22 protein-coding genes are annotated in these 23,370 nt (G+C 43.0%); 21 read left to right on the top strand and 1 reads right to left on the bottom strand.

Going from position 1 to position 23,370, the window contains the following annotated elements; all coding sequences use genetic code 11:
* Positions 1-262: 262 nt before the first annotated feature.
* The 8 genes from GK047_RS10270 (at position 263) to GK047_RS10230 (ending at position 8,090) form a co-directional block, all read left to right on the top strand.
* On the top strand, positions 263-1,249 hold the full coding sequence (locus GK047_RS10270) for an ATP-binding cassette domain-containing protein (protein WP_163945142.1): 987 nt from the start codon (positions 263-265) through the stop codon (positions 1,247-1,249).
* Positions 1,246-2,052, top strand: a complete 807-nt coding sequence (locus GK047_RS10265; protein WP_163945138.1) for an ABC transporter permease — start codon at positions 1,246-1,248, stop codon at positions 2,050-2,052. Before GK047_RS10270 ends, GK047_RS10265 begins: the two co-directional genes overlap by 4 nt.
* A 3-nt stretch (positions 2,053-2,055) precedes the next feature.
* Positions 2,056-2,865, top strand: a complete 810-nt coding sequence (locus GK047_RS10260) for an ABC transporter permease (protein WP_163945135.1) — start codon at positions 2,056-2,058, stop codon at positions 2,863-2,865.
* Between the two features lie 164 nt (positions 2,866-3,029).
* Positions 3,030-4,235, top strand: a complete 1,206-nt coding sequence (locus tag GK047_RS10255; RefSeq protein WP_163945132.1) for an ATP-grasp domain-containing protein — start codon at positions 3,030-3,032, stop codon at positions 4,233-4,235.
* A 94-nt stretch (positions 4,236-4,329) separates the two neighbouring features.
* Complete coding sequence (locus GK047_RS10250) at positions 4,330-5,418, top strand: hypothetical protein (RefSeq protein WP_163945129.1); 1,089 nt, start codon at positions 4,330-4,332, stop codon at positions 5,416-5,418.
* 263 nt (positions 5,419-5,681) lie between these two features.
* The gene (locus GK047_RS10245) at positions 5,682-5,930 is read left to right on the top strand and encodes an acyl carrier protein (protein WP_163945126.1); all 249 of its coding nucleotides are present in this window, start codon (positions 5,682-5,684) and stop codon (positions 5,928-5,930) included.
* A 60-nt stretch (positions 5,931-5,990) separates the two neighbouring features.
* Positions 5,991-7,163: a radical SAM protein gene (locus GK047_RS10240; protein WP_163945123.1), complete on the top strand. Its 1,173-nt coding sequence runs from the start codon at positions 5,991-5,993 to the stop codon at positions 7,161-7,163.
* Between the two features lie 558 nt (positions 7,164-7,721).
* Complete coding sequence (locus GK047_RS10230; RefSeq protein WP_163945120.1) at positions 7,722-8,090, top strand: VOC family protein; 369 nt, start codon at positions 7,722-7,724, stop codon at positions 8,088-8,090.
* A 108-nt stretch (positions 8,091-8,198) separates the two neighbouring features.
* On the opposite strand, the gene GK047_RS10225 is transcribed toward GK047_RS10230, so the two are convergent.
* Entirely contained in the window at positions 8,199-8,834 is a 636-nt protein-coding gene (locus tag GK047_RS10225) for a flavin reductase family protein (protein ID WP_163945117.1), read from the bottom strand.
* Positions 8,835-8,989: 155 nt separating this feature from the next.
* Between GK047_RS10225 and GK047_RS10220 the strand changes: the two genes are divergently transcribed.
* The 13 genes from GK047_RS10220 (at position 8,990) to dhbC (ending at position 23,369) form a co-directional block, all read left to right on the top strand.
* Positions 8,990-9,466, top strand: coding sequence for a GNAT family N-acetyltransferase (locus GK047_RS10220; protein ID WP_163945115.1), 477 nt, complete (start codon positions 8,990-8,992; stop codon positions 9,464-9,466).
* A gap of 451 nt (positions 9,467-9,917) precedes the next feature.
* Positions 9,918-10,694, top strand: coding sequence for a sugar phosphate nucleotidyltransferase (locus tag GK047_RS10215; protein WP_163945112.1), 777 nt, complete (start codon positions 9,918-9,920; stop codon positions 10,692-10,694).
* Between the two features lie 140 nt (positions 10,695-10,834).
* Positions 10,835-12,379, top strand: a complete 1,545-nt coding sequence (locus GK047_RS10210; protein WP_163945109.1) for a glycosyltransferase family 39 protein — start codon at positions 10,835-10,837, stop codon at positions 12,377-12,379.
* Positions 12,380-12,472: 93 nt separating this feature from the next.
* Positions 12,473-13,432 (top strand): DMT family transporter, encoded by a 960-nt coding sequence (locus tag GK047_RS10205; protein WP_163945106.1) that lies wholly within the window; start codon positions 12,473-12,475, stop codon positions 13,430-13,432.
* Between the two features lie 217 nt (positions 13,433-13,649).
* Positions 13,650-15,263, top strand: coding sequence for an ABC transporter substrate-binding protein (locus tag GK047_RS10200; RefSeq protein ID WP_240343871.1), 1,614 nt, complete (start codon positions 13,650-13,652; stop codon positions 15,261-15,263).
* 122 nt (positions 15,264-15,385) lie between these two features.
* A complete protein-coding gene (locus GK047_RS10195) occupies positions 15,386-15,952 on the top strand; it encodes a nitroreductase family protein (protein ID WP_163945103.1) in 567 nt (188 codons plus the stop codon).
* Between the two features lie 3 nt (positions 15,953-15,955).
* A complete protein-coding gene (locus tag GK047_RS10190; RefSeq protein ID WP_163945100.1) occupies positions 15,956-16,729 on the top strand; it encodes an alpha/beta hydrolase in 774 nt (257 codons plus the stop codon).
* Between the two features lie 2 nt (positions 16,730-16,731).
* Positions 16,732-17,751 (top strand): ABC transporter substrate-binding protein, encoded by a 1,020-nt coding sequence (locus tag GK047_RS10185; RefSeq protein WP_163945096.1) that lies wholly within the window; start codon positions 16,732-16,734, stop codon positions 17,749-17,751.
* A gap of 10 nt (positions 17,752-17,761) precedes the next feature.
* Positions 17,762-18,769 (top strand): FecCD family ABC transporter permease, encoded by a 1,008-nt coding sequence (locus GK047_RS10180; RefSeq protein WP_163945081.1) that lies wholly within the window; start codon positions 17,762-17,764, stop codon positions 18,767-18,769.
* The gene (locus GK047_RS10175; protein WP_163945078.1) at positions 18,762-19,790 is read left to right on the top strand and encodes a FecCD family ABC transporter permease; all 1,029 of its coding nucleotides are present in this window, start codon (positions 18,762-18,764) and stop codon (positions 19,788-19,790) included. Before GK047_RS10180 ends, GK047_RS10175 begins: the two co-directional genes overlap by 8 nt.
* A gap of 283 nt (positions 19,791-20,073) precedes the next feature.
* Positions 20,074-20,967, top strand: a complete 894-nt coding sequence (locus tag GK047_RS10170) for an alpha/beta hydrolase (RefSeq protein ID WP_163945075.1) — start codon at positions 20,074-20,076, stop codon at positions 20,965-20,967.
* A gap of 362 nt (positions 20,968-21,329) precedes the next feature.
* Positions 21,330-22,115 carry a 2,3-dihydro-2,3-dihydroxybenzoate dehydrogenase gene (locus tag GK047_RS10165; RefSeq protein WP_163945072.1) on the top strand — a complete coding sequence of 262 codons (786 nt, stop codon included), beginning with the start codon at positions 21,330-21,332 and terminating at the stop codon, positions 22,113-22,115.
* 27 nt (positions 22,116-22,142) lie between these two features.
* On the top strand, positions 22,143-23,369 hold the full coding sequence (gene dhbC / locus GK047_RS10160) for an isochorismate synthase DhbC (protein ID WP_163945069.1): 1,227 nt from the start codon (positions 22,143-22,145) through the stop codon (positions 23,367-23,369).
* The last annotated feature ends 1 nt before the right edge of the window (position 23,370 follow it).

Genomic DNA, 23,370 nt, shown 5'->3' with positions numbered 1-23,370 from the left:
AAAAAACATGTATAAACATGGATACGACTGAAGATTTTCGCCAAATTAGTTGTTTCTGAGTGCGAAAGCTGAATTATTTTTTTCTGAAATTCAGCAAATAATGACAATATATCTTAAAAAATTCCAATATATATATCGTTCTATGGGATGAAAATAATACTATAGGACTATAGAAAATATTATTACATTTTATTACAATGAATGAAAGTTATGGTTTGTCTTAAAATGTCGGCACTATTAAGTCTTTTCCCGGAGAGAGGAAATGTTCGTGAGGAGCGCTATTGAAGTCCATCATCTGGTGAAAAACTTTGAGTATTACAAAAAGGAAATTGGAATGAGGCAATCTCTCAAAAACCTATTCTTTCGCAAAAAGCTGGTGAAAGAAGCGGTTAATGATGTGTCGTTCTCAATAGAAGAAGGCGAAATGGTTGGTTTTCTAGGCCCAAATGGAGCGGGAAAGACGACTACTCTCAAAATTTTATCTGGTATCCTGTACCCTACCTCAGGTAATGTAAACGTATTTGGATATACGCCATGGGAGCGTAAGAAACAATTTAAACAAACTTTTTCAATTGTTATGGGACAGAAAAGCCAGCTTTGGCCTGATTTGCCAGCTGGAGAGTCCATTTTCCTGAATAAGTGTATTTACCAGGTGTCTGATGAGGATTATAAAAGAACGCTTGATGAGTTGTCTGAATTGTTGGATGTGAAGGAATTACTGGGTGTACAAGTACGCAGACTTTCCCTTGGAGAGCGGATGAAGATGGAGTTGATTGCCTCCTTAATTCACAGGCCCAAGTTGCTGTATTTGGACGAGCCGACGATTGGGCTAGATATGATTTCTCAACGAGCTGTCCGTAATTTCCTGAAATATTATAATGAGCAATATCAGGCTACCGTTATCTTAACCAGTCATTATATGAAGGACATTGAGGATCTCTGTCCGAGGGTCATTGTTATTAACGCAGGAACCATTTCATACGATGGTGAACTTAAAAAAATTAATGCCTATCAGAATGAGAGAAAACAGATCAAGCTTATCTTTTCGGAACAGATGTCACAAGAACCATTGAGAGCATTCGGAGAAGTGAAAGAGTTTGACGGCTACTACGCAGTTATCGAGGTGGGAAAAGAAGAAGCCCGAATATGTTTGCAGCAGTTATTGGAAAGGTTTCCTGTTATTGATTTCACAGTTGAGGATATGACGATTGAAGATGGAATTGTCGGGCTCTATAGAGGTAGCGCATGAGCAGGAATAAATACGTTGTTGCTTTTCGTATCGGTTTTCAAAGTTCGTTGGAGTATCGATTTAATTTCTTTCTCTCGCTGTTAAGTGCGGTCTTTCCGATGATTGTGCAATATTATATTTGGACTGCGGTATATGCAAGTGCCGGGGAGAATGTCGTATTCGGATATTCTTATCATGAAATGATTATGTACACTATTCTAGCAGCTGTTGTTTCTAAACTTGTAATTACGAACATTGAATACACGATCGCAGAAGATATTAAGAGCGGTGGATTGAACAAATATATGATTCAGCCGATCTATTATTTTGGTTTTCGAATCAGTTCCTATATTGGACAACGCCTAATTTATTTCATCATCTCCCTGTTCATCATCCTTGTTTTAACCTACGCATTAAATATGTTGTATAACCTTCATGCTGCAGAAGAACGAGTAATGATCTTTTGCCTTTCCTTGATCCTGTCTATTATTTTAAGCTTTATGATTTCATACGCAATTTGTGCCTGTGCATTCTGGTTATCCGAGATATCCTACTTCTTCGTGGTTACTAGCTTGCTAGTTAATATTATGAGCGGTGGCATATTTCCTTTGGAAATTTTCGGGGAAAAGCTGCAGCAGGTATTTCGTTTCATGCCCTTTCATTATATGATTTACTTCCCTGTCAATGTATTGAATGGCAAAATAGCCGGGGAGTTGATCTGGCAGGGGATTATCGGGCAGGGGGTGTGGATTGCTCTGCTGCTGCTGATCTGTCATCTTGTCTGGAAGTGGGGGATGAAAAGGTATTTAGGGCTAGGAGGCTGACCATTGAACTTTGTCATCGAACTGCGAAGACATTTGTACATCCTTGCATTATTCGCCAAAAACTCAGTCATTTCTCAGATGGAATACCGCTTTAATTTTATTACAGGAATATTCGTGGAAACAGCCTTCCTTATGGCCAAACTTCTGTATGTGGTCGTTGTGTACAAAACGAATGTACATATCGATGGATTGACGCCAGATATTATCCTGATGTTTATTGGGACACATATTCTACTGACAGGCATTTATATGGGGTTCTTTTACAACAATTTTCAACGATTAACCGACTATGTCCGTAGTGGAATGCTCGATTTAATGATGGTCAAGCCCATCTCACTGCAATTTCTGGTCTCCGTAAGGTACATTGAGGTGGGCATGCCGATCCCGAATATCATCGCAGGGTCGGTCATGGTCACAATAGGCTGGATTGCTTCTGAAATTCCGTTTACCTTTGTCAACATAGCTTTATTTATTGTCTTTGTATGCATAGCTACTATAATGACTTACTGTATTATGATTATCCCCTCTCTGCTTTCGTTCTGGTTTGTGAATACATCGGCAGCCACCGAGATTTTCTCCTCAGTATGGGACGCAAACAATATGCCGCACTTGATCTATAACAAATGGATTCAGCGTATTGGCACATTTATCATACCGGTGTTTATCATTACAAACTTCGCACCACTGCTTGTACTCGATAAACTAACCAGGGTTGAACTGGTTTGGGGTATTCTGGCGCCGATTGTCTTTTTCTTGCTGATTCGCCTTCTATGGAGGCGGGCACTGAAGGTCTATAGCAGTTCAAATCTTTAATCTGCAATAACCTACCAACAAATGGTATACATCCTGGATATCTCATAGATGATAGCTTAAAAGTTGTAAGAATATGATGAGTAGGTGAGTTGATGGAGGACAGCAGCATTCACTTTGAGCCATTTCGCAAGGCGAGGCAAGGATGCGTTCTATGGCATGCGAACATGAATGAAGATCAGCACTGGAACGAGATTGCGTTATTCCCTTCTTTTGTAAATCCGCAGCAGCAAATGTTGATTGAGCAGCAGGAGCAGCAATTGCTCTGGATTGCCGAGCCGCAGGACACAGTTTGGCTTCTTCACCAGCCAGACCCGCAATTTTTGGCGTATGTGAAGGGTTATCGGGAAAACCTGCCGCAAATCTGTGTTACACCAGATGCGAGTCAGGTGGCTGTACAAGCAGCCGCGTTTTCTTCTGGGACGCTTACTTTTATGCCTTTTATGTTGACCTCAGAGTATGTTGCACTAGCTAAACAATATGGATGGAACTTGCTCCATGCTAATGCGGAGTTAGTAAAGCATTTGAATAGCAAATATGTCACAAGAAGACTTGCCGAAGAAAATGGATTTTGGGTGACGCAGGGCAGGTTTTGCGCAAATCCGCAAGAGCTGGTTGAAGTGTATAGTGAAATACGGGCTGCCGGATTTGCCAAGGCAGTGCTGAAGCAGCCATACGGATCTTCTGGCAGAGGCCTGACGATAATCGAGAATGAAGATAAATTTAGGCAATTGTCAACGTTTATTCGTAAGCGGACAACGTGCTTTGAATTATTACTGGAAGCTTGGCATCCAATCAAGCAATCTTTAAACGCACAGCTATGGATTGGACCAGATTCCGTTCATCTGCTTGCAGTTACCGAACAGAGAATAAACGATTACGGAGTATACATCGGTACGAACTATACACCTAACTATGATGCCGCCTTAATGCAGCACTATCAATCAGAAATGTTGCGGTTGGGAGCTTGTCTTAGAGAGCTTGGTTATGTAGGAATTGCCGGCATAGACTCCATTCTTGATGTTAAAAATAATCTGTATCCGGTCATTGAAATTAACGGAAGATTTACTCAGGTTACTTACTTGCTACCCTTCATCCAAACTTTACTTCTTTCCTATAAATATGTAGAAAGCCGCTATATTCGTTTGGAGACAGAGGAAAAAGTCTCCTTCGACGAAATTAAATCCAGGTTTGAGGCTGAGCTTCAGCCAGATGGGGAACATCAATTTACGATCTACACATTCTCCTTCTGCAATCAACCACACACGAATCTATACCGCATTTTTATCCTGATATACGGAAACGAAGCGGCCAAACTAACAGATATGCTGAATAAGTTTGAGCGCTTTACGATGATGCAAACCTCCTTATAAGCTAATGAAATTTACGCCCTCACTCATTTTTCAAAATCATCTTAGAATAATTCCTTATCGTCACACCCCCAATATAATAAGGAGGGATCTGTTCTTGAAGGAGACCGTAACAATTCTCAGCGCAGGCAATTCGCTAGGCGTATATGTACCGGCAAAGCTTTTACAATTGCAGCTCCGCGATCAAGGCGTACCTGCTGACATCTTTATGTTGGAGCATATGTACGATCAGCAGACGCGGGAGAATATCCCGCGCTACCGTAAGGCCTTCCATGACAGCTTCACTGTTGCCAAGATGGGCTACAAAATGGCCAAAGACAGCAGAAATAGCTTGGACGAAAATAATGTAGCTACGCTTCTACACGAATGGAAGCTTAAAGGCAGAAGAAGGTTTCTTGCCCTTACCGGGTTCTGGATTCCGATTCTGCAGCGATACCAGGAAATCATGGCTTCAGTCGATTTAGACATCCGCCTAATTCGTCTGGATGCAAGCGATACGCCATCATTCTCGGTATATGGGGAGGCATGTGACCAGTTCAAGAACGTTTGGCTATATCCGGTCGGCGAGAATCGAATCATTCAAACTATTGCGGTTAGCCAGGAGGAGCCGGTTCCATTTCAGGAGAGGGAGAAACGCTATCTGATTCATGGTGGCGGCTGGGGAATCGGTACATACAAGGACAAAATTACTGAGCTGACGGACAGCGATATTGCGCTGAATATTATCGCTTATTACAACGAGGATATTGCATATGAGTCTCATAAGTTTGCGTTTCACAGGTATTTTATGATGGATCCCTCATGGAGCCCATGGCAGCGCAATGCAGTCGATGAATTTGATTTTCCGCCTTTTGCAGAAGTGAGCCAGGGGGAGGCGTCTGTATTCGAAAGTGGGGGCAGTTATCCAAAGGTATTCGAGTTGATACGGCATAGTCTAGGTATTATAAGCAAGCCAGGGGGCGCGACCCTGCTAGATTCACTGGCTTCTGCAACGCCTTTAATTTTTCTGGAACCCTTTGGAGATCACGAACGGTCCAATGCGCAGCTGTGGGAATCTCTTGGATTAGGTATAAGCTATGATGCCTGGAAAGAACAAGATTACGCAGTGAACGTACTGGAGGATATTCACCGCAACCTCTGTAATGCAAAGCATAAAGCAGGTAATTTGATGAGCGATATTACGTGAGGGAGGTGATGGTGGGGGGGACGAGCTGTGCATTACAAGTTCCAAGAATAATGGCTAGTTTGTGCTGAGTAGGCAAGTCCCGAACCAAACGATAAGGAGGATAATTATGTCCGTACAACTTGGCAGTAGGAGATGTCACCTCTTGCCATGCTTTTTATGAATTAACATTAAAATGTAAATGAAGAGCGTCTGCTCGATATTTGGAATGGATCAAAGGATATACATGAAAGTAAAGGTGTCGTACAAAAAAAGGAGGAGTTTACATGATTCAAGCCGTTATGACTATTTTAAGTGAGATTAAAGCATCCCCAGAGCTGATGTCAACGTTAAAGCCGCAGACGGATATTATTCAGGAAGTTGGTTTGGATTCATTGCAAATGATAGATTTTGTACTCGCGATAGAAGATACTTTTGGTCTGGAAATAGACTTCGAGACGTTCGATTACGAACATATGAGTTCTATTGAGAAACTGGTAACTTTCCTAGAAAAGGAGAAGGTCACTGTTAGCTGATGCGTATGATGGGAGAGCATGAATGTGCCATGTAGTTCATTAAGAACAGGAGGATATCTGATGCAACCGAAAACGCAAATAAAATTTGACCGGAACACGTTTCAAAATGTGAAGCGAACGATTCAGAATATGTCTATGGCGAGTAGAGCGCAAAAGGCAGACCCGACATTCGCGCTGGATATTCCTGACGATATCGGCATTAAGCTGAATAACGGCTGTAATCTGCGCTGTAAGCACTGTTTTGAATGGGCGAATGATGGCTTTCATCATGATATGGACAAGGAAACTAAGAATCAGGAAATCGATTTTTCTTTACTTGAAAGTATCCTTGAACAAACTCGCGCCAGAAAATCAAGACTGTTCATTTGGGGCGGTGAACCGTTATTTTACAGCAAATTTGAGGAATTTGCTGATTTGCTAGCCCGAGATCCTCGTAATACGACAATCTGCACGAATGCGTTGCTTATTGAGAAACATCTGGACTCCATTCTGAGAATATCGAAGGACATGACACTGTTGATCAGCCTCGATGGGTTTGAGACGGAGAATGATGCTATTCGTGGAAAAGGTACCTTCCAGAAAGTCATTCACGTAGTGAACATGCTGCTGGAATTACAGCGGACAGGTGAATATCAGGGTAGGATTTCTATCGGTCTGACCATTAGTGATTCAATGGTAACGAAGCTGTACGACTTCATGGAGTATTTCGAAAATCTTGGCGTGGATACCGTATACTTCGTATTTCCCTGGTACATTCCTACCAATATTGCTGAAAAGATGGATCATTACTTTGAAGACCGCTTTCCTTGGCTTGAAGCGGTTGAGCAGCATCAGCGTTATAGCTGGCATTCCTTTTCATTCAGAGTTTCCCCTGAGAATATCGAGCCGCTAATTTCTGAAATAAAGCGGGTTAATGATCGAGTATGGCAGAATAGAATCCGTTTTCAGCCTGCTCTTGAGCTAGATGAGGTCAAAGACTTTGTTCTGGGCTCTGAGAAACCGGCGATGAAGCGGGAGCAATGCTTGTCCATCGCGAACCGCCTGGATGTCATGCCTGATGGCAAAGTAAATCCATGCAAGTTTTTCCCTGAGTTTACATTAGGCGATCTAAATGGTGCGGAGTTGAAGGATGTTTTTCAAAATGATAATTTCCGTAAGCATAGGGAGATACTTGGTGAGGGATTAACGCCAATTTGTTCAAGATGTGTGCTGTTGTACAACTATGGCCGTTAACAGATACAGCATACACAACGTTCGAAATAGCTTACATGAAGAGCGTTGCGCTGTTTTTGGCCAGCGAGGAGTCTCAGTGGATTACGGGTCAAACCATACGTAGTAATGGTGGATTTGTGTAAATAAGTCATAAACATCGATTGCAATTAGCTGTTTTCTATCCAAAAAAGAGAGTTATCATTGAAACAAAGGAATATTTGCTAAAAGCAGATTTTCCTTTGTTTTTATGTTTTTTTAAGAGTTGGAGCAGTTGATGTGCTGGTCCCAATGATTCTCCTTGATCTGCCTACGCGTGTGGAGGCCTGTTGGGTATTATTTTCCGTGTAATCTCAGTTAAGGCGAAGGAAAGACAGATCAGGTCGATAAAGAAGAGTTCCTTTCACTTGACAAATATAGCAGTATGAATTAATCTAACAATATTAAATTTAATCTAACATAATTAGATTGATGTGGCAACCAAGTCGATGTTCATTCATGTCTATGTTAATGAAACATTTCATGAGGATGTTGCCCAATGAATCATTCCTAAGTTTCGCAAATCAAAGGGGGGCGACAGCTATGCAACTTAACCATTTAAACCTGTGTGTGGATAACCTATCTGAAGCAACGGATTTTTTTCAGACCTTTTTCAACTTCCAACTGATAGAGCAAAAGGGAGATGCTATTGCCGTTATGAGCGACAGTAATCACTTCACTCTTGTACTAAGTAATCCAAGGGCTTTTGGAGGAGAGACTCCAACGTATCCCAATGAATTTCATATTGGATTTTATGTTGAAACTGTAGCAGAAGTCGATCAAATGTTCGATCGTCTCGCTGCAACAAAAATTCATATGGACCATGGACCAAGGAAAATTAGGAACGGTTATACCTTGTATTTCAAGGCACTCGGTGGCATCCTTTTTGAGGTGTCTTGTTTTAACCTTTAACCTGCATTGAGACTATCGTAGAGGAGTTTGCTTAGCGTCGGCTCCTTTCTTTATCGACAGCGGGCAGCTTAACGGGAATTGAATGCAATCATGCCAAGTTTGTCTAAATTATTTAGCTGAATTACTATCAGAAGAGGGGCCAAATACTGGAGCTAGCCTTGAAGTCGAAAGTTGGTCAGCGAGTCCGAAGTATTCGCAAAAATTCATGATCATCGGTTTCCACTTCGAAGGATCAATGTAATTGGCATGTCCATCCATCAGTAACTTTTCGTCGACATGGACACGGACAATACGCAGTTCAATAGCAGCTAAAGAGCTTGGCTGCTCAAAAGCGTACACATTTTCAACCGTTGCTTCTAACTGGATTTGGCATTCGGCGACTCGTGGTGCTTGAACCAGTTGTGAGGGTAGAGGAGTAAGCTTAGCGATGCCGAATTTATCAGCTTCGTGCTGATAACCTCTCTTCGCTTTAGATTCTGGTACGGGATTGCTTCCCGTAAGCAGAGTCAACTGCTCCACCGCGGGAATTAAATCCGTTGAAGGAAGATTTAGAACACATTGCCTTTCGCGCAGCAAATTTTGAACCGTTTGAGATTTGCTGCTCAATCCGAGCATACAGGATTGGTTTAGCCACCATGCGGAGGACATAGGTGCCAGATTGGGGGTTCCATTTTCGTTTAACGTGCTGATGAGTACGACTGAGGTTCCAAAATATAAAATTTTGGGTTCGATGACGGTATGCATAAGTAATCACTTCTCCTTAATAAAGGTGGTGAATTCAAGTTTTTTGGAAATTGATTTGCTTAGTATAGCATAATGAAAAGTAGAAAATGGGGTTTCCCAAGTAAGACAGCAAGATCGCAAAAGTGAAAATACTGGATTTAATTTGGAGGATACAAATGGAAATCAGAAAGTTCCGTGATACCGATATTAGCCAAATAATCTCGTTATTCTATGAAACCGTGTATACGATAAATAAAAAGGATTATTCGCCAGAGCAGCTTGATGCTTGGGCACCTAAAGATGAATTGGAGCTCAAGCTGAAAACTTGGAAACAATTAATGAAGTTAAATATCACCTATGTTGCCGAAATCAATGGTAAAATCGTCGGCTTTTCAGACATGACGCATGAGGGTCATTTAGATCGACTATACATTCACAAAGATTTTCAAAGACAAGGTATTGCTTCAACTCTGTTGAACATACTTGAATCCGAAGCAAGAAGACTTGGTCTAGTTGAAATGGAGACAGAGGCGAGTATCACGGCTAGACCATTTTTTGAACGCCAACGGTACCGAATAACGCAGTCGCAAACAGTAGAACGAAGGGGAATTGAATTAGTTAATTTCAAAATGAGTAAGCAATTGTTAAGTTAGGCAGTCTTACAACGAATCCAGTAGCCCAACCCAGAGTGCTGAGAAGGTCTCGCTTACCCATAAATGCGTATTGTGATCCCCGTATAGGGGATCTTTTTTTATGGCATGTAGGGGCATTGGGCGGAAGGGGAGGCGACTCTAGCTTCAGGATATGGTATTGTCAGCGGGTTCGTGGACGGGAACAGGGAGCCTACGCGCAGAATGTTACAAGAAAGCTAACAAACATCATCAACGATTTGATATTTGCCGGTGTAGTTTACTTTAGGCTAATTCTAGAAGTAGGTTTAATTACCTATATGATGACAAGTCCCAAAATATATATATTGGAAAATATTATAAACGTGACTTTTTTACTATTGCAGAGTCTAAAGTCCTAATTGCTAATTGTGGATTAACTGCGAAGTTAAGGATCGTTCATGAAAAGCTAGAGGAAAGCTAGAGGGAGAACGAGATGAAGATAATACTTTTATCTGGTGGATCTGGTAAACGATTGTGGCCGCTGTCCAACGATTATCGTTCTAAGCAATTTATCAAGGTCATGGGTACAGATAATCCTATGCATGAATGTCAAACATCTATGCTTCAGCGTGTTTGGGCGCATTTGAATGTGAATGATCTCGCCGACTCAGTTGTTATAACTGCGAGTGGCATACAACAAGAAGTCATCCAATCTCAACTCGGAGATGAAGTTCCTCTTGTGCTCGAACCTGTTAAAAGAGATACATTTCCAGCTATCAGTTTAGCATCTAGCTTTTTACATACGCACAAAAATGTGAGAGACGACGAAGTCATTGTTGTAATGCCTGTTGATGTTGACGCAGATGAAGGTTTCTATGCTTCTATTAAACAATTAGCGATTGAATTTGAAGTATCTAAAGCCAACATTGGGCTTATTGGTCTGAATCCCACGCATCCTTCGGAAAAATTTGGTTATATACTCACAGAACCTTTTCAAAAGCATGCAACACTTTTAAAGGTAGATAGATTTGTAGAAAAACCTTCTAATGTGGAAGCATCTAACTTGATCAGTCTTGGAGCATTGTGGAATTGTGGTGTATTTGCGTTCCGCTTAGGTTATTTACTTGGACGATTAGAGGCAGAGAATTGGCCCACTCAGTATGAGGACCTATTGACTAAATATCATTTAATGCCTGCGATTAGTTTCGCTTATCAAATATACATTATTGGCACCGATTTATTGGGTGTTAATGAGTATAGCCGCGATTAAAGCAGCTATTCAACTCATTACAAAGCCGTTTTACTGGGAGAAAACGACACACGGGCACTCAACAACGGATACGCACCTTACAGTATCGACTCACGACAAGGCGATGTAAGTAATTAATAGTAATGGATAGGTGAACTGGAATGTCTATTGTGTGGAAACGACCAATCTATGGCATATTTAGTGTAGTTTTATTTTTAGAGCTTGCTGTGGGCTATTATTTAACTGCCGTCTATGGATTCATGTCAGGCGATGCATCGAGCCGCGTGGCTAACGCTTTCTATGTTCTGTATAGCCGTGAACCGAGCCTTGCGAACATCGGATTTATTTGGAATCCCCTTCCAAGTTTCATGGAAATGATCGTACTTATCTTTTATCCTTTATTTCCTGGACTTGCTTCGTATGGATTAGCTGCAGTCATTGTTTCCAGTTTGTTTGCCGCTTTAACTGCAGCACTAATTGTGAAAGCAGGCTTGCAGTTCGGTGTGAATAAGTGGCTAAGTCTCGCAATAGCCTTTCTTTATGCTTTTAATCCTTATATTTTCTATTACGGTGCTAATGGACTAACAGAGGTTATTTTTATTTATTTTATTAATTTAGCCGTTTTTCAAATTCTAATCTGGATGCATAGTGATGGTGCGAGACATTTAGTTATTGCTGCACTCGCACTTTCGTTTGCCTTTTGGACGCGTTATGAAACCGTATTTTTTGGGGCGGCAATGGCGATAGTTGTTGTGGTCTGGGTATTGCGGACCAAACATTCCCCTATAAAGGAACGACTTCAACAAGTGGAAGGAACACTGACGCTTCTGCTAACCCCAGTTGTTTTCTCAGGATTGTTATGGATTTTCTTCAATTACACGATTAAGGGGGATGGGTTGTATTTCCTGACTTCGACTTACGGAAATCTAGGACAGGCCGTCCTTTTAAAGGGTGATGAAAAATTCACATCCTTGATGAACAATCCGATTCCAACGCTACTCTTTGTTGCTGAGCGTTTATGGTATTTCTGCATACCGCTTTTGATCATTTTTGTAATACGCATTGTCGAGCGCCGTTTATTCAAATGGGATTTTCTTATGCTGCTCATTCTAGCTACTTCGATTCCCTTCATGCAAGTTATCTTATTGCTTAAAGGAGGGACTGCGGCGTGGATTCGTTATTATATGTATGCTTTTCCGATTGTAGCTGTATGGATCCCCTATGAGATTAGTCGAATGAAATTTCGGGAAATGGGATCAACGGCGCTAATTCTTGGCATGCTTGTTAGTACCGTCGTCATGGGTATGATGATGAATAATCCCCAAATAGCGTCTGATGAATATGAAGCTTTTCGGCATAATAAGTTATTTGCAGAGCAAGAAGCAGGGGCGGCAGCAACCGCTTATATCAACGATCACTTGTCAGATCAAATGATATTAACGGATTCATTTAGCGCCTTCCGAATTATTATGGGAAGTCATCATCCACAAAACTTTGTTATTACAAGTGATCATGATTTTATGGATTCGCTTGCTAATCCAAAGGAGCATAAGATTAACTTTATACTGGTTCCTAATCCCCAAGCGGTATTATCCTTAGACGGCGTCAACCAAAAGTATCCTTATCTTTATGATCAAGGGGCGGAATGGGCCTCGTTGTACAAAGAATTTAATGGTTATTGGAAATTGTATAAAATTTTGGATTAATTAAATTGTTTGAATTTCAGATCAAGTCACTATTTTTCATGTATAATGAATAGCTATGCAAGCAGATTAAAATTCATCGAGGTGTGAATAGCTATGACTTCTGAGAAATTTTTTAAGCATCCACTAGGTATAATGTTGGCTGCTACACTAGCAACTTTGCTTTGGGGGAGTGCTTTTCCATTCGTTAAACTCAGTTATGGGGAGCTAGGGATAGGAAAAGCAGACTGGTCCGGGCAGCTGCTGTTTGCAGGATATCGTTTTGTCCTCGCCGCACTGCTTATCTTTTTATTTATGGTGCTAATCGGGAAAAGGGTGAGGTATCAGCAAGGAACGCTGTTGAAAATCAGTAAAATTGGTTTGTTTCAAACGTTTCTCCAATACGTCTTTTTTTATTACGGCTTGAGTGCCAGCACAGGGATCCAAGGCTCGATTATTGCAGGAACGACTTCGTTTTTCCAAATTCTTCTTGCTCATTTTATGTATAAAAATGACCGTTTAAATATAAAAAAAATACTAGGTTTAGTGCTAGGTTTTGGTGGGGCTGTATTGGTCAACATGACCAAAGGGGAGATGACGCTTCAAGTTGGCATTGGAGAAATCTGTCTGCTGATTGCGATGTTTTTCGGTGCGCTGGGCAACGTCCTGTCCAAAAATGAAGCAAAGGAGCTTGATGTCCTGTATATGACTAGCTGGCAGATGCTGCTCGGTGGAGTGGCAATGTTCGCAGTGGGGGCGGCTTTCGAAGGACCTTTGCCGTTTGAGTTCACATGGAAAACCATCTTCATGCTGTTGTATTTGGCCTTTCTATCTGGGGTTGGCTTCGTGCTCTGGAATAACGTCATGAAATACAACAAAGTCGGCAGCATTTCTATGTATTTATTCTTAATTCCGGTTTTTGGTGTGATCTTGTCTGCATTAATGTTAGGTGAGGAGATGCATCTTATTGTGCTTGCTGCCCTTGGTTTGGTCGTATCGGGCATCGTGATCGTCAATCGATCGAAAAGTAGCAAGATCGGTTCGACATCACCTGGAGTAAGTCATGACCCCTTATAATGCTTGCTCATCATTTTAAAATCTTGCGCTTTTAAATAAGTAAAACGACTCTATCGCAGGAAACGCGAACAGAGTCGTTTTATTTATTGAGAAGCATGCGTATACTTATTGCAAATATGCTTACGTAGTAGCTTCTGCTTGACCGTTATTCCTTCAATATGCTAAGTTCATTATATGATAATGATTATCATTTTCAAATTTGAGAGGGGTGTTCATTTTGCTGCATACACTTCTTCATGATGAACCTATATATGATTTTCTGGACGAAATATGGTTTAAACTTCGGAGTATCGAATGGCTGCGCGAGGGTCGGATGGAGCATCAGCTCATTCAATCGCATGCCTTGATTATTGTTAAGAATGGCTTGGGCCGATTAACGGTTGATTTACATGACTACCGATTAAGGCAGGATGCCGTACATATCGCATTGCCAGGACAGACCATTGGAGTAACCTTGGGAGCAGATGAGGAATTGGAACTCTATGTGATCAAGTTCGATGTTAGTGGGGATTCAGCCTCTAAAAAGGGGGGGCTACTAAAAGGGGAAGTCCAAGTTTACCCGGACAATCAGATGAGCATGTTATGTGATTTGATGCTTACCTATTGCCGAAGTGAACAGCCTTTAGAACGATTTCGCGGGCAGTCTACCTTTCAGGAATTGTTATATGGCATAATGAAAAATGTGCGCCTTCGGCCTGAGTCCGACTCACGAACAGCGTTGGATCGAACCAAAGCTTATATAGATAGCCATTATCACGAGAATTTGAACATTGAGCAATTGGCACGTATGGCGGAAATCAGTCCCAAGTATTATGTGGATTTATTTAAGAAGACCTATGGGAAAAGTACCATTGATTATGTTACGGAAGTAAGGGTCAACTCCGCCAAGCAATTCATGGTACAGTCGGACGCTCGCTTACGCGATATTGCTCACCAAGTCGGCTATAACGATGAGTTCTATTTTAGTCGCAAGTTCAAGCAAGAGGTTGGGGTGTCGCCAACTGCTTATATGAAAAACCGTCGTCGTAAAATTGTCGCCTATACGACTCCCATCATCGGTCAATTGCTTGCACTAAAAATGATTCCTTACGCGGCTCCGCTTCACCCGAAATGGACGGCTTACTATCATAAAATGTACCGGATGGATATTCCTATACATCTTAGCGCTTACCGTTTCAATGAAGACTGGGAATCGAATATTGAAGCGCTTATCCGGGCTGATCCGGATATGGTGATCAGCAGCCGTGATGACCTGCATCTGCATGAGAAAGAAAAGCTGGAGAAAGTAGCGCCTGTATTCTTCGTTCCATGGAAGGAAAAGAATTGGAGGGAGCAACTGCAACTGACGGCCCAGTTTGTTGGCGCTTCACAAGAAGCGGATGCTTGGCTACACAAATATGATCGAAAAGTAAAATTTGCCAGAGAGCAGCTGAATCGGGAACTCAGAGACGATACGGTTCTCATTATGAGCATTTTTAAGAATAGGTGTAATATATGTCCAACGCGAGGGATGCGGGATGTGCTTTACCATGATTTACAACTGAATTGCCCTAACGGATTCAATCCAACAGCCTATAATCAATTGATTACAGCAGAAGAATTGGCTGCATACGACCCTGATCGGATTTTAGTGAATGTGTGCCACGAGCCGGAGTCATTAAGCCATTGGCAATCCCTTCAAACCTCTCCATTATGGCGGGATTTAAAAGCAGTTCGGAGGAATCATGCCTATGTGATATCTTCAGACCCTTGGCGAGAATATTCCGCCAGCGCCAGTGAACGGATGATCGACGATGTGCTTAGACACTTATATGGAGATCGTCCAAATTGATTTCTGGATATTGTCCATGTTCGAAGAGGAGGACGTCGTTTATAATCTTAATGAGAATGTTTATCAGTGAAATGATAATTATTTTCAAAGGCAGCTAAGGCTTAATTATTTGGGGGTATGTTGTGGAATTATTTCAATTATTAAGGGAACGCAGATCGGTTCATAGCTTTGAGGATCGTCCTGTGTCTCCTGATCTTGTCATTGAAATACTGGATACCGCCGTATGGGTACCCAATTATCATATGACTCAGCCCTGGCGTTTTATAGTTACCTACGGCGAGGGACGTAAAAAGCTTGCTGAAGCTGTTAGAAGCTTGAAAGAGAACAGGGAAGTTGACCCATCAAAAAAGAAGGAAGTCGGCGAAAGATTTTACAAAAAAATTATGGCCATTCCAATGTTCATGACCGTTCTCATGAAGGAAGACTCCGATCCTATTGTACGGGAAGAAGACTATGCTTCGACGAGCTGTGTGATTCACAATTTTAGCTTGCTTGCATGGGAGAAGGGGATTGGATTGATTTGGGAAACTTATGGTTGGCTCCAAGATCCAACGTTCCGTGAAGCAATGGGTATCCAGCCGGGCGAAAAAGCAATTGGTAATCTGCACATTGGATATCCAGCCCAGATTCCAGCAGCAAAAGACCGAATACCTGCCGCACAACTCGTTACTTTATATAATGAGGCATGATCGATGAACGGGACGATTACGACGCAATCATTCAAGGGTAGAAGAATTGCTATCTATCTTCCACCCAGCTACCAGACAATCGGAGCCAAATTTCCGGTAGTTTATGTACAAGACGGGGAAGACTTGTTCGATCCTCTGCAAAGTAACTCCTTGGCCGTCCTGGAGGACATGTTTGCAAAAGAAGCGCTTGAACAATTGATACTAGTGGGTATACAGCCCAAACATCGAATCGACGAATATACGCCTTGGTCGTCCAAAGCGTTGGCGGATAGGTTTCCTGATTTTGGTGGTAGAGGTTCTGAGTATGTTTCTTTTATCGTAGATGAACTTAAACCTTATATCGACCAAGAGCATCGTACAAAAACGGATGCAGATCATACGGGCATGATTGGAGCCTCTTTTGGCGGACTTATTTCTATGTATGCAGCTAATTTACAGCCTACCGTGTTCGGGAGAATCGGTTCGATCTCTGGGTCATTTTGGTTCGAAGGTTTTACGGCTTATATGAAGAAAGAAACGCCTCGAGCGACGGATCGCAGGGTATATATGTATGTGGGTGGTGCTGAGGGAGCAGGCAAGACGAACATCCAAAAGGATATGGTTGCTAGAAATGAAGAAGTTTTTCAGTTACTTCTGGAACATGGCTATCCGCATGAGAACGTGTGTCTGAACATTGAAAAAGGTGCGACGCATGAATGGCGATATTTTACGAAACGATTTCCGGAAGCTCTGAAATGGATGTTTCCAAGGCATGATGATAGAGAGGGGTTTAATTGACAATGAAAAACAAAGTATGGGCATTAGGTTTGGCGTCTGTCATGATAATGGGATTAACAGCTTGTGGGGCTAAGGAGGAGGTCAAGCCGACCAACGCAACATCCGCAAGTCCGAAAAGTGAAACTGCTGCTAGCAGCAATCCTTCCGCTAGTCCAGCAAGCGCTGTTAATGCTTCAAGAAAAATCAGTTATTTGGGTAAAGAGTATGTGGTTCCGGCCAAAGCAGAGAAGATTGTTATCGCTGGCTCGATCGAGTCGATGGAAGATGCATTGGTGCTTGGTGTTAAACCGACCGGAGCTTCAACTGTAGGCGGTAAATTCCCGCCGATGTTTGCCAAAATTACACAAGGTGTTGAAGGGATCGGGGAGAAGTCCCAGCCCAACATCGAAGCGATTCTAAAGCTTAAACCGGATGTTATTTTGAGCAGCACTAAGTTCCCAGCTGAAGCGATAGAGAAATTGAGCAAGGTAGCCACAACGATTCCTGTATCACATATTTCTACAGATTGGGAAACAAACCTGAATTTGCTTGGAGAGATTGCAGGAAAGCAGGAGGAAGCGAAGAAATCGCTGCAATCCTATAAGGATGAGCTCAAAGTGCTCAAAGAAAAGATTGGACCAGTCTTAAAGGATAAAAAGGTTCTGGCTATTCGCGTACGAGCAGGCAGCATGTTCATATATCCGGCAGATGTATTCTTCAACCCATCCATTTATGCGGAGCTAGGGGCTACTGTTCCAGAAGAAGTGAAACAAGCGAAGGCGCAGCAACTCATCTCAATGGAAAAATTGTCTGAGATTAATCCGGATTTTCTGTTCGTTCAATTTTCAGAAGAAGAAAATAAAGATACGCCTAAAATCTTCGATGAGTTGAAAAGTAATCCAATATGGAAAAGCATAAATGCCAACAAGAGTGGCAATTTATATACGAACTTGGTAGATCCGATTGCACAAGGCGGTACGGCTTACAGTAAAATTTCGTTCTTGGAAGCTGTGAAAAATAGTAAGTTAGTTCAAACGAAGTGAGCCGAATGATATGCGAATAAAAATTCCTGCATATGTCTTGATCATAGGCAGTTCACCGTTTTTCATTGTGTTCACCATGATCTTGTCGATCCTTTATGGAGCTAAGCACATTGAGCTAGGCACGATTCGTGATGCGCTGTTCCATTTTGATGCGGGGAATGTGAATCATCAGATTATTATGCAGTCCCGATTTCCTAGAGTGATCGGGGCTCTGCTGATTGGAGCTTTTCTAGCTATATCGGGAGCGCTGATGCAAGGGATAACAAGAAATTATCTGGCTTCCCCTTCCATTATGGGCGTTTCTGACGGTTCGGCTTTTGCAATTACAATCTGTATGATTTTCATGCCGAATGCTTCCTCTATGGAAATGATAGTTTACTCATTTATGGGTTCGGCGCTTAGTATTGCTATTGTTTTCGGATTGGCCTCTCTTCTGCCGGGAGGACTCTCGCCGGTTCGAATGGCGATCTTGGGTACGATTATTGGTACGTTTCTAAGCAGCATTTCCGCAGCGTTATCGACTTATTTTCAAATATCGCAAAATATTAGCTTTTGGTACAATGCGAGGCTGCATCAGATGGACCCAGGACTCATTAAGCTGGCGATTCCCTTTGCGGTGGTCGGCATTTTGATTGCAATCTGGATATCCAAATCGGTCTCAGTTCTTGCGCTGGGTGAAGATATTGCTGTGAATTTGGGACAAAAAACGGTGCTTATTAAGCTGTTGGCTACCTTAAGTGTTGTTATTCTTACAGGAATATCGGTAGCGCTTGCAGGTAAAATCGGCTTTGTAGGACTTATTGTTCCTCATATCGCACGGTTTTTGATTGGAGTCGAGTACAAATGGATTATTCCTTGCGCCGGTTTGCTTGGAGGGGTGTTCCTAGCGCTTTGCGATGTGCTCAGCCGCTTTCTTAATTATCCCTTTGAGATGCCAATTGGCGTTGTCACTGCGATCATTGGCGTTCCTTTTTTCCTTTATCTCGTAAGAACGAGAGGAGGCGGGAAGCATGCGTAGTGCTTACAAGCGAAGTTATGCAACGGTGCTGATCGTTGGAAGTGGTCTTATTTTACTTACCGTGTATATGAGTTTGACGAATGGCGCTTTCGACATTACGGTCATGGATGTTATTCGAACCTTGCTGCGAATAGACCCGAAACCAGATCAGGATCTGGTTATCTTTGAGTTTCGTCTGCCTCGGATCGTCATTGCTGGGCTTGTTGGAGTAGGCCTAGGTATTTCAGGTGCAGTCATTCAGAGCGTAACGAGAAACGGGTTGGCAGATCCCGGGATATTAGGAATCAATGCAGGATCCGGAGCGGCCATGGTCATTTTTTTATTTTTCTATCAAGGTCAGATCAAAGGAAGCGGGTGGGCGTCCATTCTGGCTATGCCGCTATTTGGCTTGGTAGGCGGACTGACCGCAGCGCTTCTTATTTATGTGTTTTCCTGGAAAAATGGCAGGTTGGAGCCGCAACGACTTCTATTGACTGGGATCGCGATTGCATCCGGTTTAGGGGCGATTTCGCTTTTTTTAACGTTGAAAATGAATGCCAAAGATTTTGAGATGGCAGCGGTATGGACTTCGGGCAGCATCTACAATGCGAATTGGAAATATATTGTTTCCATATTACCGTGGTTGCTGATACTGATTCCGATTATTGTTAGAAGATCTTATATTCTTGATTTGTTTCGACTGGATGAAGATAGCGTAAGAAGTATTGGCGTGTCTTCGGAGAAAGAGAAAGGCATCCTATTGTTAAGCAGTATCGGTGTTGTGAGCGCATGCGTGTCTGTCTCTGGCGGCATTGGTTTTATTGGTTTAATGGCTCCGCATATCGCAAGGCGTCTTGTCGGGAACGCGCATAAGCGAATCATCCCCGTATGTGGCATCGTCGGTGCACTCCTGGTCATGGTTTCTGATTTTATCGGGAAAATGCTCTTTGCTCCGGTAGAATTACCAGTGGGCATCGTTGTTTCTATTATTGGAGTCCCTTATTTCATCTATTTGCTTTATCTGAACAAAAAAAGAAGTTGAAGCTATCACAGTTGGCTTTTCCCATATTCTCTCCTTACGGTCGATAAGCAAAAGGACATCCATAAGATGAACCTTACTTGTAGTCTTAAGGAGAGTTTTTTGTATAGCTAAAATGCCCTTTGGCCTGAAAATGCCACTTTCAGCGAAGAGCTCATCGGTAACTAGATATCGATGATTTTCTCTGGAGATCGTACAAAAGCAATTCTGGATATCATCCATGGTCGGTAAAGCATGTGTATTTTATAATTGGAAATGATAATCATTATCATTTATTGTGTAGTGGATGAGTAGTAGAGGAGGAATACACAAGGTGGCTCTCCAAACAAATGTAGAGGCCGTAAATAAGGTGAAAGACAGCACCGAGGTCACAATACCGGGGACAGAACAGCGTGTCATGCAATCGCGAGTTGGAAATAGTGACTACCGAATCTTTGTCTACACACCTGACGAAGAACCGCCTGTTACAGGGTTCCCAGTCATCTATTTGCTGGATGCCAATGCGGTATTCGGAACGATGGTAGAGGCTCAGCGCTTACAAGGACGTCGCCCTGAGAAGACAGGGGTTGTTCCTGCGATCGTTGTCGGCATCGGTTATCAGACGGAAGCTCCGTTTGCTTCTGCACGCTATTACGATTACACACTGCCAATGCCTGTTTCAGAGTTGCCTAAGAGACCAGATGGGACAGAATGGCCGGAACAAGGCGGGGCTGAAGCTTTTTTAACATTCATAGAAGAGGAGCTTAAGCCGGAAATCGAACGTGATTTCCCTATTGATAGCAACAGACAAATGATCTTTGGCCATTCGCTTGGAGGACTCTTCGTGCTGCATGTGCTGTTCACGAAGCCTACTGCCTTCCAGAGCTATATAGCAGGAAGCCCATCCATTCATTGGAACAAACGAATCCTTCTTGAAGAAGAGCAGCATTTTACTTTGCGTATGGAGCAGAATTCAATGGACATCGGCTTACTGCTCACAGTAGGTGAATTAGAGAGTAGTCACAAAAGTCGTATGAATGACAATGCGAAAGAGCTTTCTGAACGTTTATCTAAGCTTGCTAATCAGGGATTACGTGTGGAGTTTAAGCAATTCGAGGACGAAGGTCATGTCTCCGTATTACCTGTTCTAATCAGCCGCGCTCTGCGATTTGGATGGCGTTCTTTATCTGTTAATGCATGAAATGAGCGTACGCAGCGGAGTATCGTAATGAGGTCGTTTTCGAAGGAAGTAGCTTGTTTATACATAATGCGATTCTTAAGATCTCATTACGAGAGCTCAATTAACGAAAAAAAGAGTAAATAAAAGACTAATTTAGATATTATTCCAAAAAAGCTTGATGGACTTAGAATAGAGGTGATCAATAATAATGAGAATCGGCCAAAATGGTCGAATAGGGGCTGAAATCAGCTTTGACCTTAGAGCTTGATTTGAGTATGATTGATTACATTAATTGAAAATGATAATCATTATCAACTAATTCATTTTGTAGAGTGAGGATTTTTTTAGATTGTGGGCTTTGCTCTAAGGAAAGGAAATGAGAAATGGATTGCAAGGGAATTAAAGGCAAGGTAGCTCTAATAACAGGTGCTGCGCAAGGGATTGGAGAAGCAGTGGCACGATCACTTGCTGAGCTTGGTGCCTTCGTTGCTGTAGTAGATAAGCATGCAGAGGGAGTGGAGCATCTGGTAAGCGAGCTTCGCGCTAACGGTTACTCAGCCGCTGCCTTCCCAGCGGATGTAAGCGATAGTGCAGCTGTTGATGATGCCGTGGACCGCATCGAACGTGACCTAGGGCCAATTGAAATTTTGGTCAACGTAGCCGGTATACTGCGCATGGGTTCAATCGAGACGCTCAGTAATGATGACTGGGCGCTGACTTTCGCAGTCAATACGACGGGTGTTTTCTATGTTTCCCGTTCCGTTATTAAGCGGATGGTGCCCCGTAAGTCGGGGGCCGTCGTCACGGTCGGATCCAATGCAGCAGGCGTACCGCGTATGAATATGTCAGCTTACGCAGCTTCTAAAGCCGCTTCGACCCAATTTACCAAATGTCTTGGGCTGGAAAACGCCCAACACAACATTCGCTGCAATGTCGTGTCCCCCGGATCGACAGACACGGCCATGCAGCGCTTACTTTGGTCAGACGAGCATGGGGCCGAAGCAGTGATCGCTGGTTCTCTAGATACATACCGAGTAGGAATCCCGCTGAAAAAGATAGCGGCACCCTCGGCTATTGCAGATGCGGTTGTCTTTCTTGTCTCAGATCAAGCCAAACATATCACGATGCATGATCTGTGTGTGGATGGCGGCGCCACTTTGGGGGTCTAAACAATTTGAACGGAGGTTTTGGAGACTATGAAATATGATATTGCTCCGGTGGCTTCTGCCACCCAACTTTTAGATGAATACAAAGCAAACTCGACTTTCTTCTTGGCTTCACCGCTGCGAACTTTGCTTGCGCAGGGGACATTTGCAACCCTGCACAATCAAGAGGGAAACAATGATTTGAAGCTTCTGCCAGCGCGTGTTACAGCGCTACTGAATGGCGCGAAGCAGGCTGATCTGGGCGTGCCTATCGTCGTGGGGGCGGTGCCTTTTGACCACACGAAGCCTGCTCAACTTGTCGTACCCAAGTCTATTCAATGGTCAGGTCCACTACATGTTGAACCTAACAAAGCAGAGGGAATAGTTGGAGCTGCCTATGCGATGCAAGCAGTTCCAGAACCAGTCGACTATATACGAGGTGTAGAAAAAGGACTGGCACTACTCGAAAAAGGTGATCTCCGCAAAATTGTGCTTGCCAGATCACTGCATCTTACTTCACCGACAAAGGTCGATATCCACCAACTGCTTCGCAACCTCGCGAGGCATAACACCCATGGCTACACGTTCGCCGTGGATCTACCCAAGCAGGAAAATGATGATTCTAGCTTGTGCGTCGATTCCCTAGTAACAAGCTGCCGAACATTGATTGGAGCCAGTCCTGAACTGCTCGTTTCAAGAACGGGATTACAGGTAGTCTCCAATCCATTGGCGGGTTCCACACCTCGGAGTAATGATCCTTTGGAGGATCAGCGACGGGCCGCTGCCTTGCTCTCTTCTCCCAAAGATTTGCATGAACATGCGGTAGTTGTAGAAGCTGTAGCAGCCGCGCTTCGACCTTATTGCAAGAAGTTAGATGTACCCTCGGCTCCGTCCTTGATTCACACGGCGACGATGTGGCATCTCTCAAGTCAGATTAAAGGCGAACTTGCCGATCCATCTATCTCATCGCTAGAGCTAGCTGTAGCCCTGCATCCGACTCCAGCGGTGTGTGGAACTCCGACTGATTTGGCACGTGCAGCCATCCAAGAGATTGAACCATTCGATCGGGGGTTCTATACGGGAATGGTTGGCTGGTGCGATTCGAACGGTGATGGAGAGTGGATCGTAACCATTCGTTGTGCAGAAGTGGATGATCGATCACTACGTCTGTTTGCGGGGGCGGGAGTCGTCCTTGGATCAAGTGCAGAGGGGGAACTCGCAGAGACATCAGCTAAATTCGGTACGATGCTTCTTGCTATGGGCTTGAAGCCAGAGTAAG

It is taken from the genome of Paenibacillus sp. SYP-B3998 (genome assembly GCF_010820665.1).
Taxonomy (GTDB): Bacteria; Bacillota; Bacilli; order Paenibacillales; family NBRC-103111; genus Paenibacillus_E.
Note: the sequence above shows the minus strand (reverse complement) of the source record. Positions and strands in the feature narration are given on the sequence as shown.

Coding starts and splice junctions, on each gene's coding strand:
- GK047_RS10270 (WP_163945142.1), top strand. CDS start 263: ATGTTCGTGAGGAGCGCTATTGAAGTCCATCATCTGGTGAAAAACTTT.
- GK047_RS10265 (WP_163945138.1), top strand. CDS start 1,246: ATGAGCAGGAATAAATACGTTGTTGCTTTTCGTATCGGTTTTCAAAGT.
- GK047_RS10255 (WP_163945132.1), top strand. CDS start 3,030: ATGAATGAAGATCAGCACTGGAACGAGATTGCGTTATTCCCTTCTTTT.
- GK047_RS10245 (WP_163945126.1), top strand. CDS start 5,682: ATGATTCAAGCCGTTATGACTATTTTAAGTGAGATTAAAGCATCCCCA.
- GK047_RS10240 (WP_163945123.1), top strand. CDS start 5,991: ATGCAACCGAAAACGCAAATAAAATTTGACCGGAACACGTTTCAAAAT.
- GK047_RS10230 (WP_163945120.1), top strand. CDS start 7,722: ATGCAACTTAACCATTTAAACCTGTGTGTGGATAACCTATCTGAAGCA.
- GK047_RS10225 (WP_163945117.1), bottom strand. CDS start 8,834: ATGCATACCGTCATCGAACCCAAAATTTTATATTTTGGAACCTCAGTC.
- GK047_RS10220 (WP_163945115.1), top strand. CDS start 8,990: ATGGAAATCAGAAAGTTCCGTGATACCGATATTAGCCAAATAATCTCG.
- GK047_RS10215 (WP_163945112.1), top strand. CDS start 9,918: ATGAAGATAATACTTTTATCTGGTGGATCTGGTAAACGATTGTGGCCG.
- GK047_RS10210 (WP_163945109.1), top strand. CDS start 10,835: ATGTCTATTGTGTGGAAACGACCAATCTATGGCATATTTAGTGTAGTT.
- GK047_RS10205 (WP_163945106.1), top strand. CDS start 12,473: ATGACTTCTGAGAAATTTTTTAAGCATCCACTAGGTATAATGTTGGCT.
- GK047_RS10190 (WP_163945100.1), top strand. CDS start 15,956: ATGAACGGGACGATTACGACGCAATCATTCAAGGGTAGAAGAATTGCT.
- GK047_RS10185 (WP_163945096.1), top strand. CDS start 16,732: ATGAAAAACAAAGTATGGGCATTAGGTTTGGCGTCTGTCATGATAATG.
- GK047_RS10180 (WP_163945081.1), top strand. CDS start 17,762: ATGCGAATAAAAATTCCTGCATATGTCTTGATCATAGGCAGTTCACCG.
- GK047_RS10175 (WP_163945078.1), top strand. CDS start 18,762: ATGCGTAGTGCTTACAAGCGAAGTTATGCAACGGTGCTGATCGTTGGA.
- GK047_RS10170 (WP_163945075.1), top strand. CDS start 20,074: ATGAGTAGTAGAGGAGGAATACACAAGGTGGCTCTCCAAACAAATGTA.
- GK047_RS10165 (WP_163945072.1), top strand. CDS start 21,330: ATGGATTGCAAGGGAATTAAAGGCAAGGTAGCTCTAATAACAGGTGCT.
- dhbC (WP_163945069.1), top strand. CDS start 22,143: ATGAAATATGATATTGCTCCGGTGGCTTCTGCCACCCAACTTTTAGAT.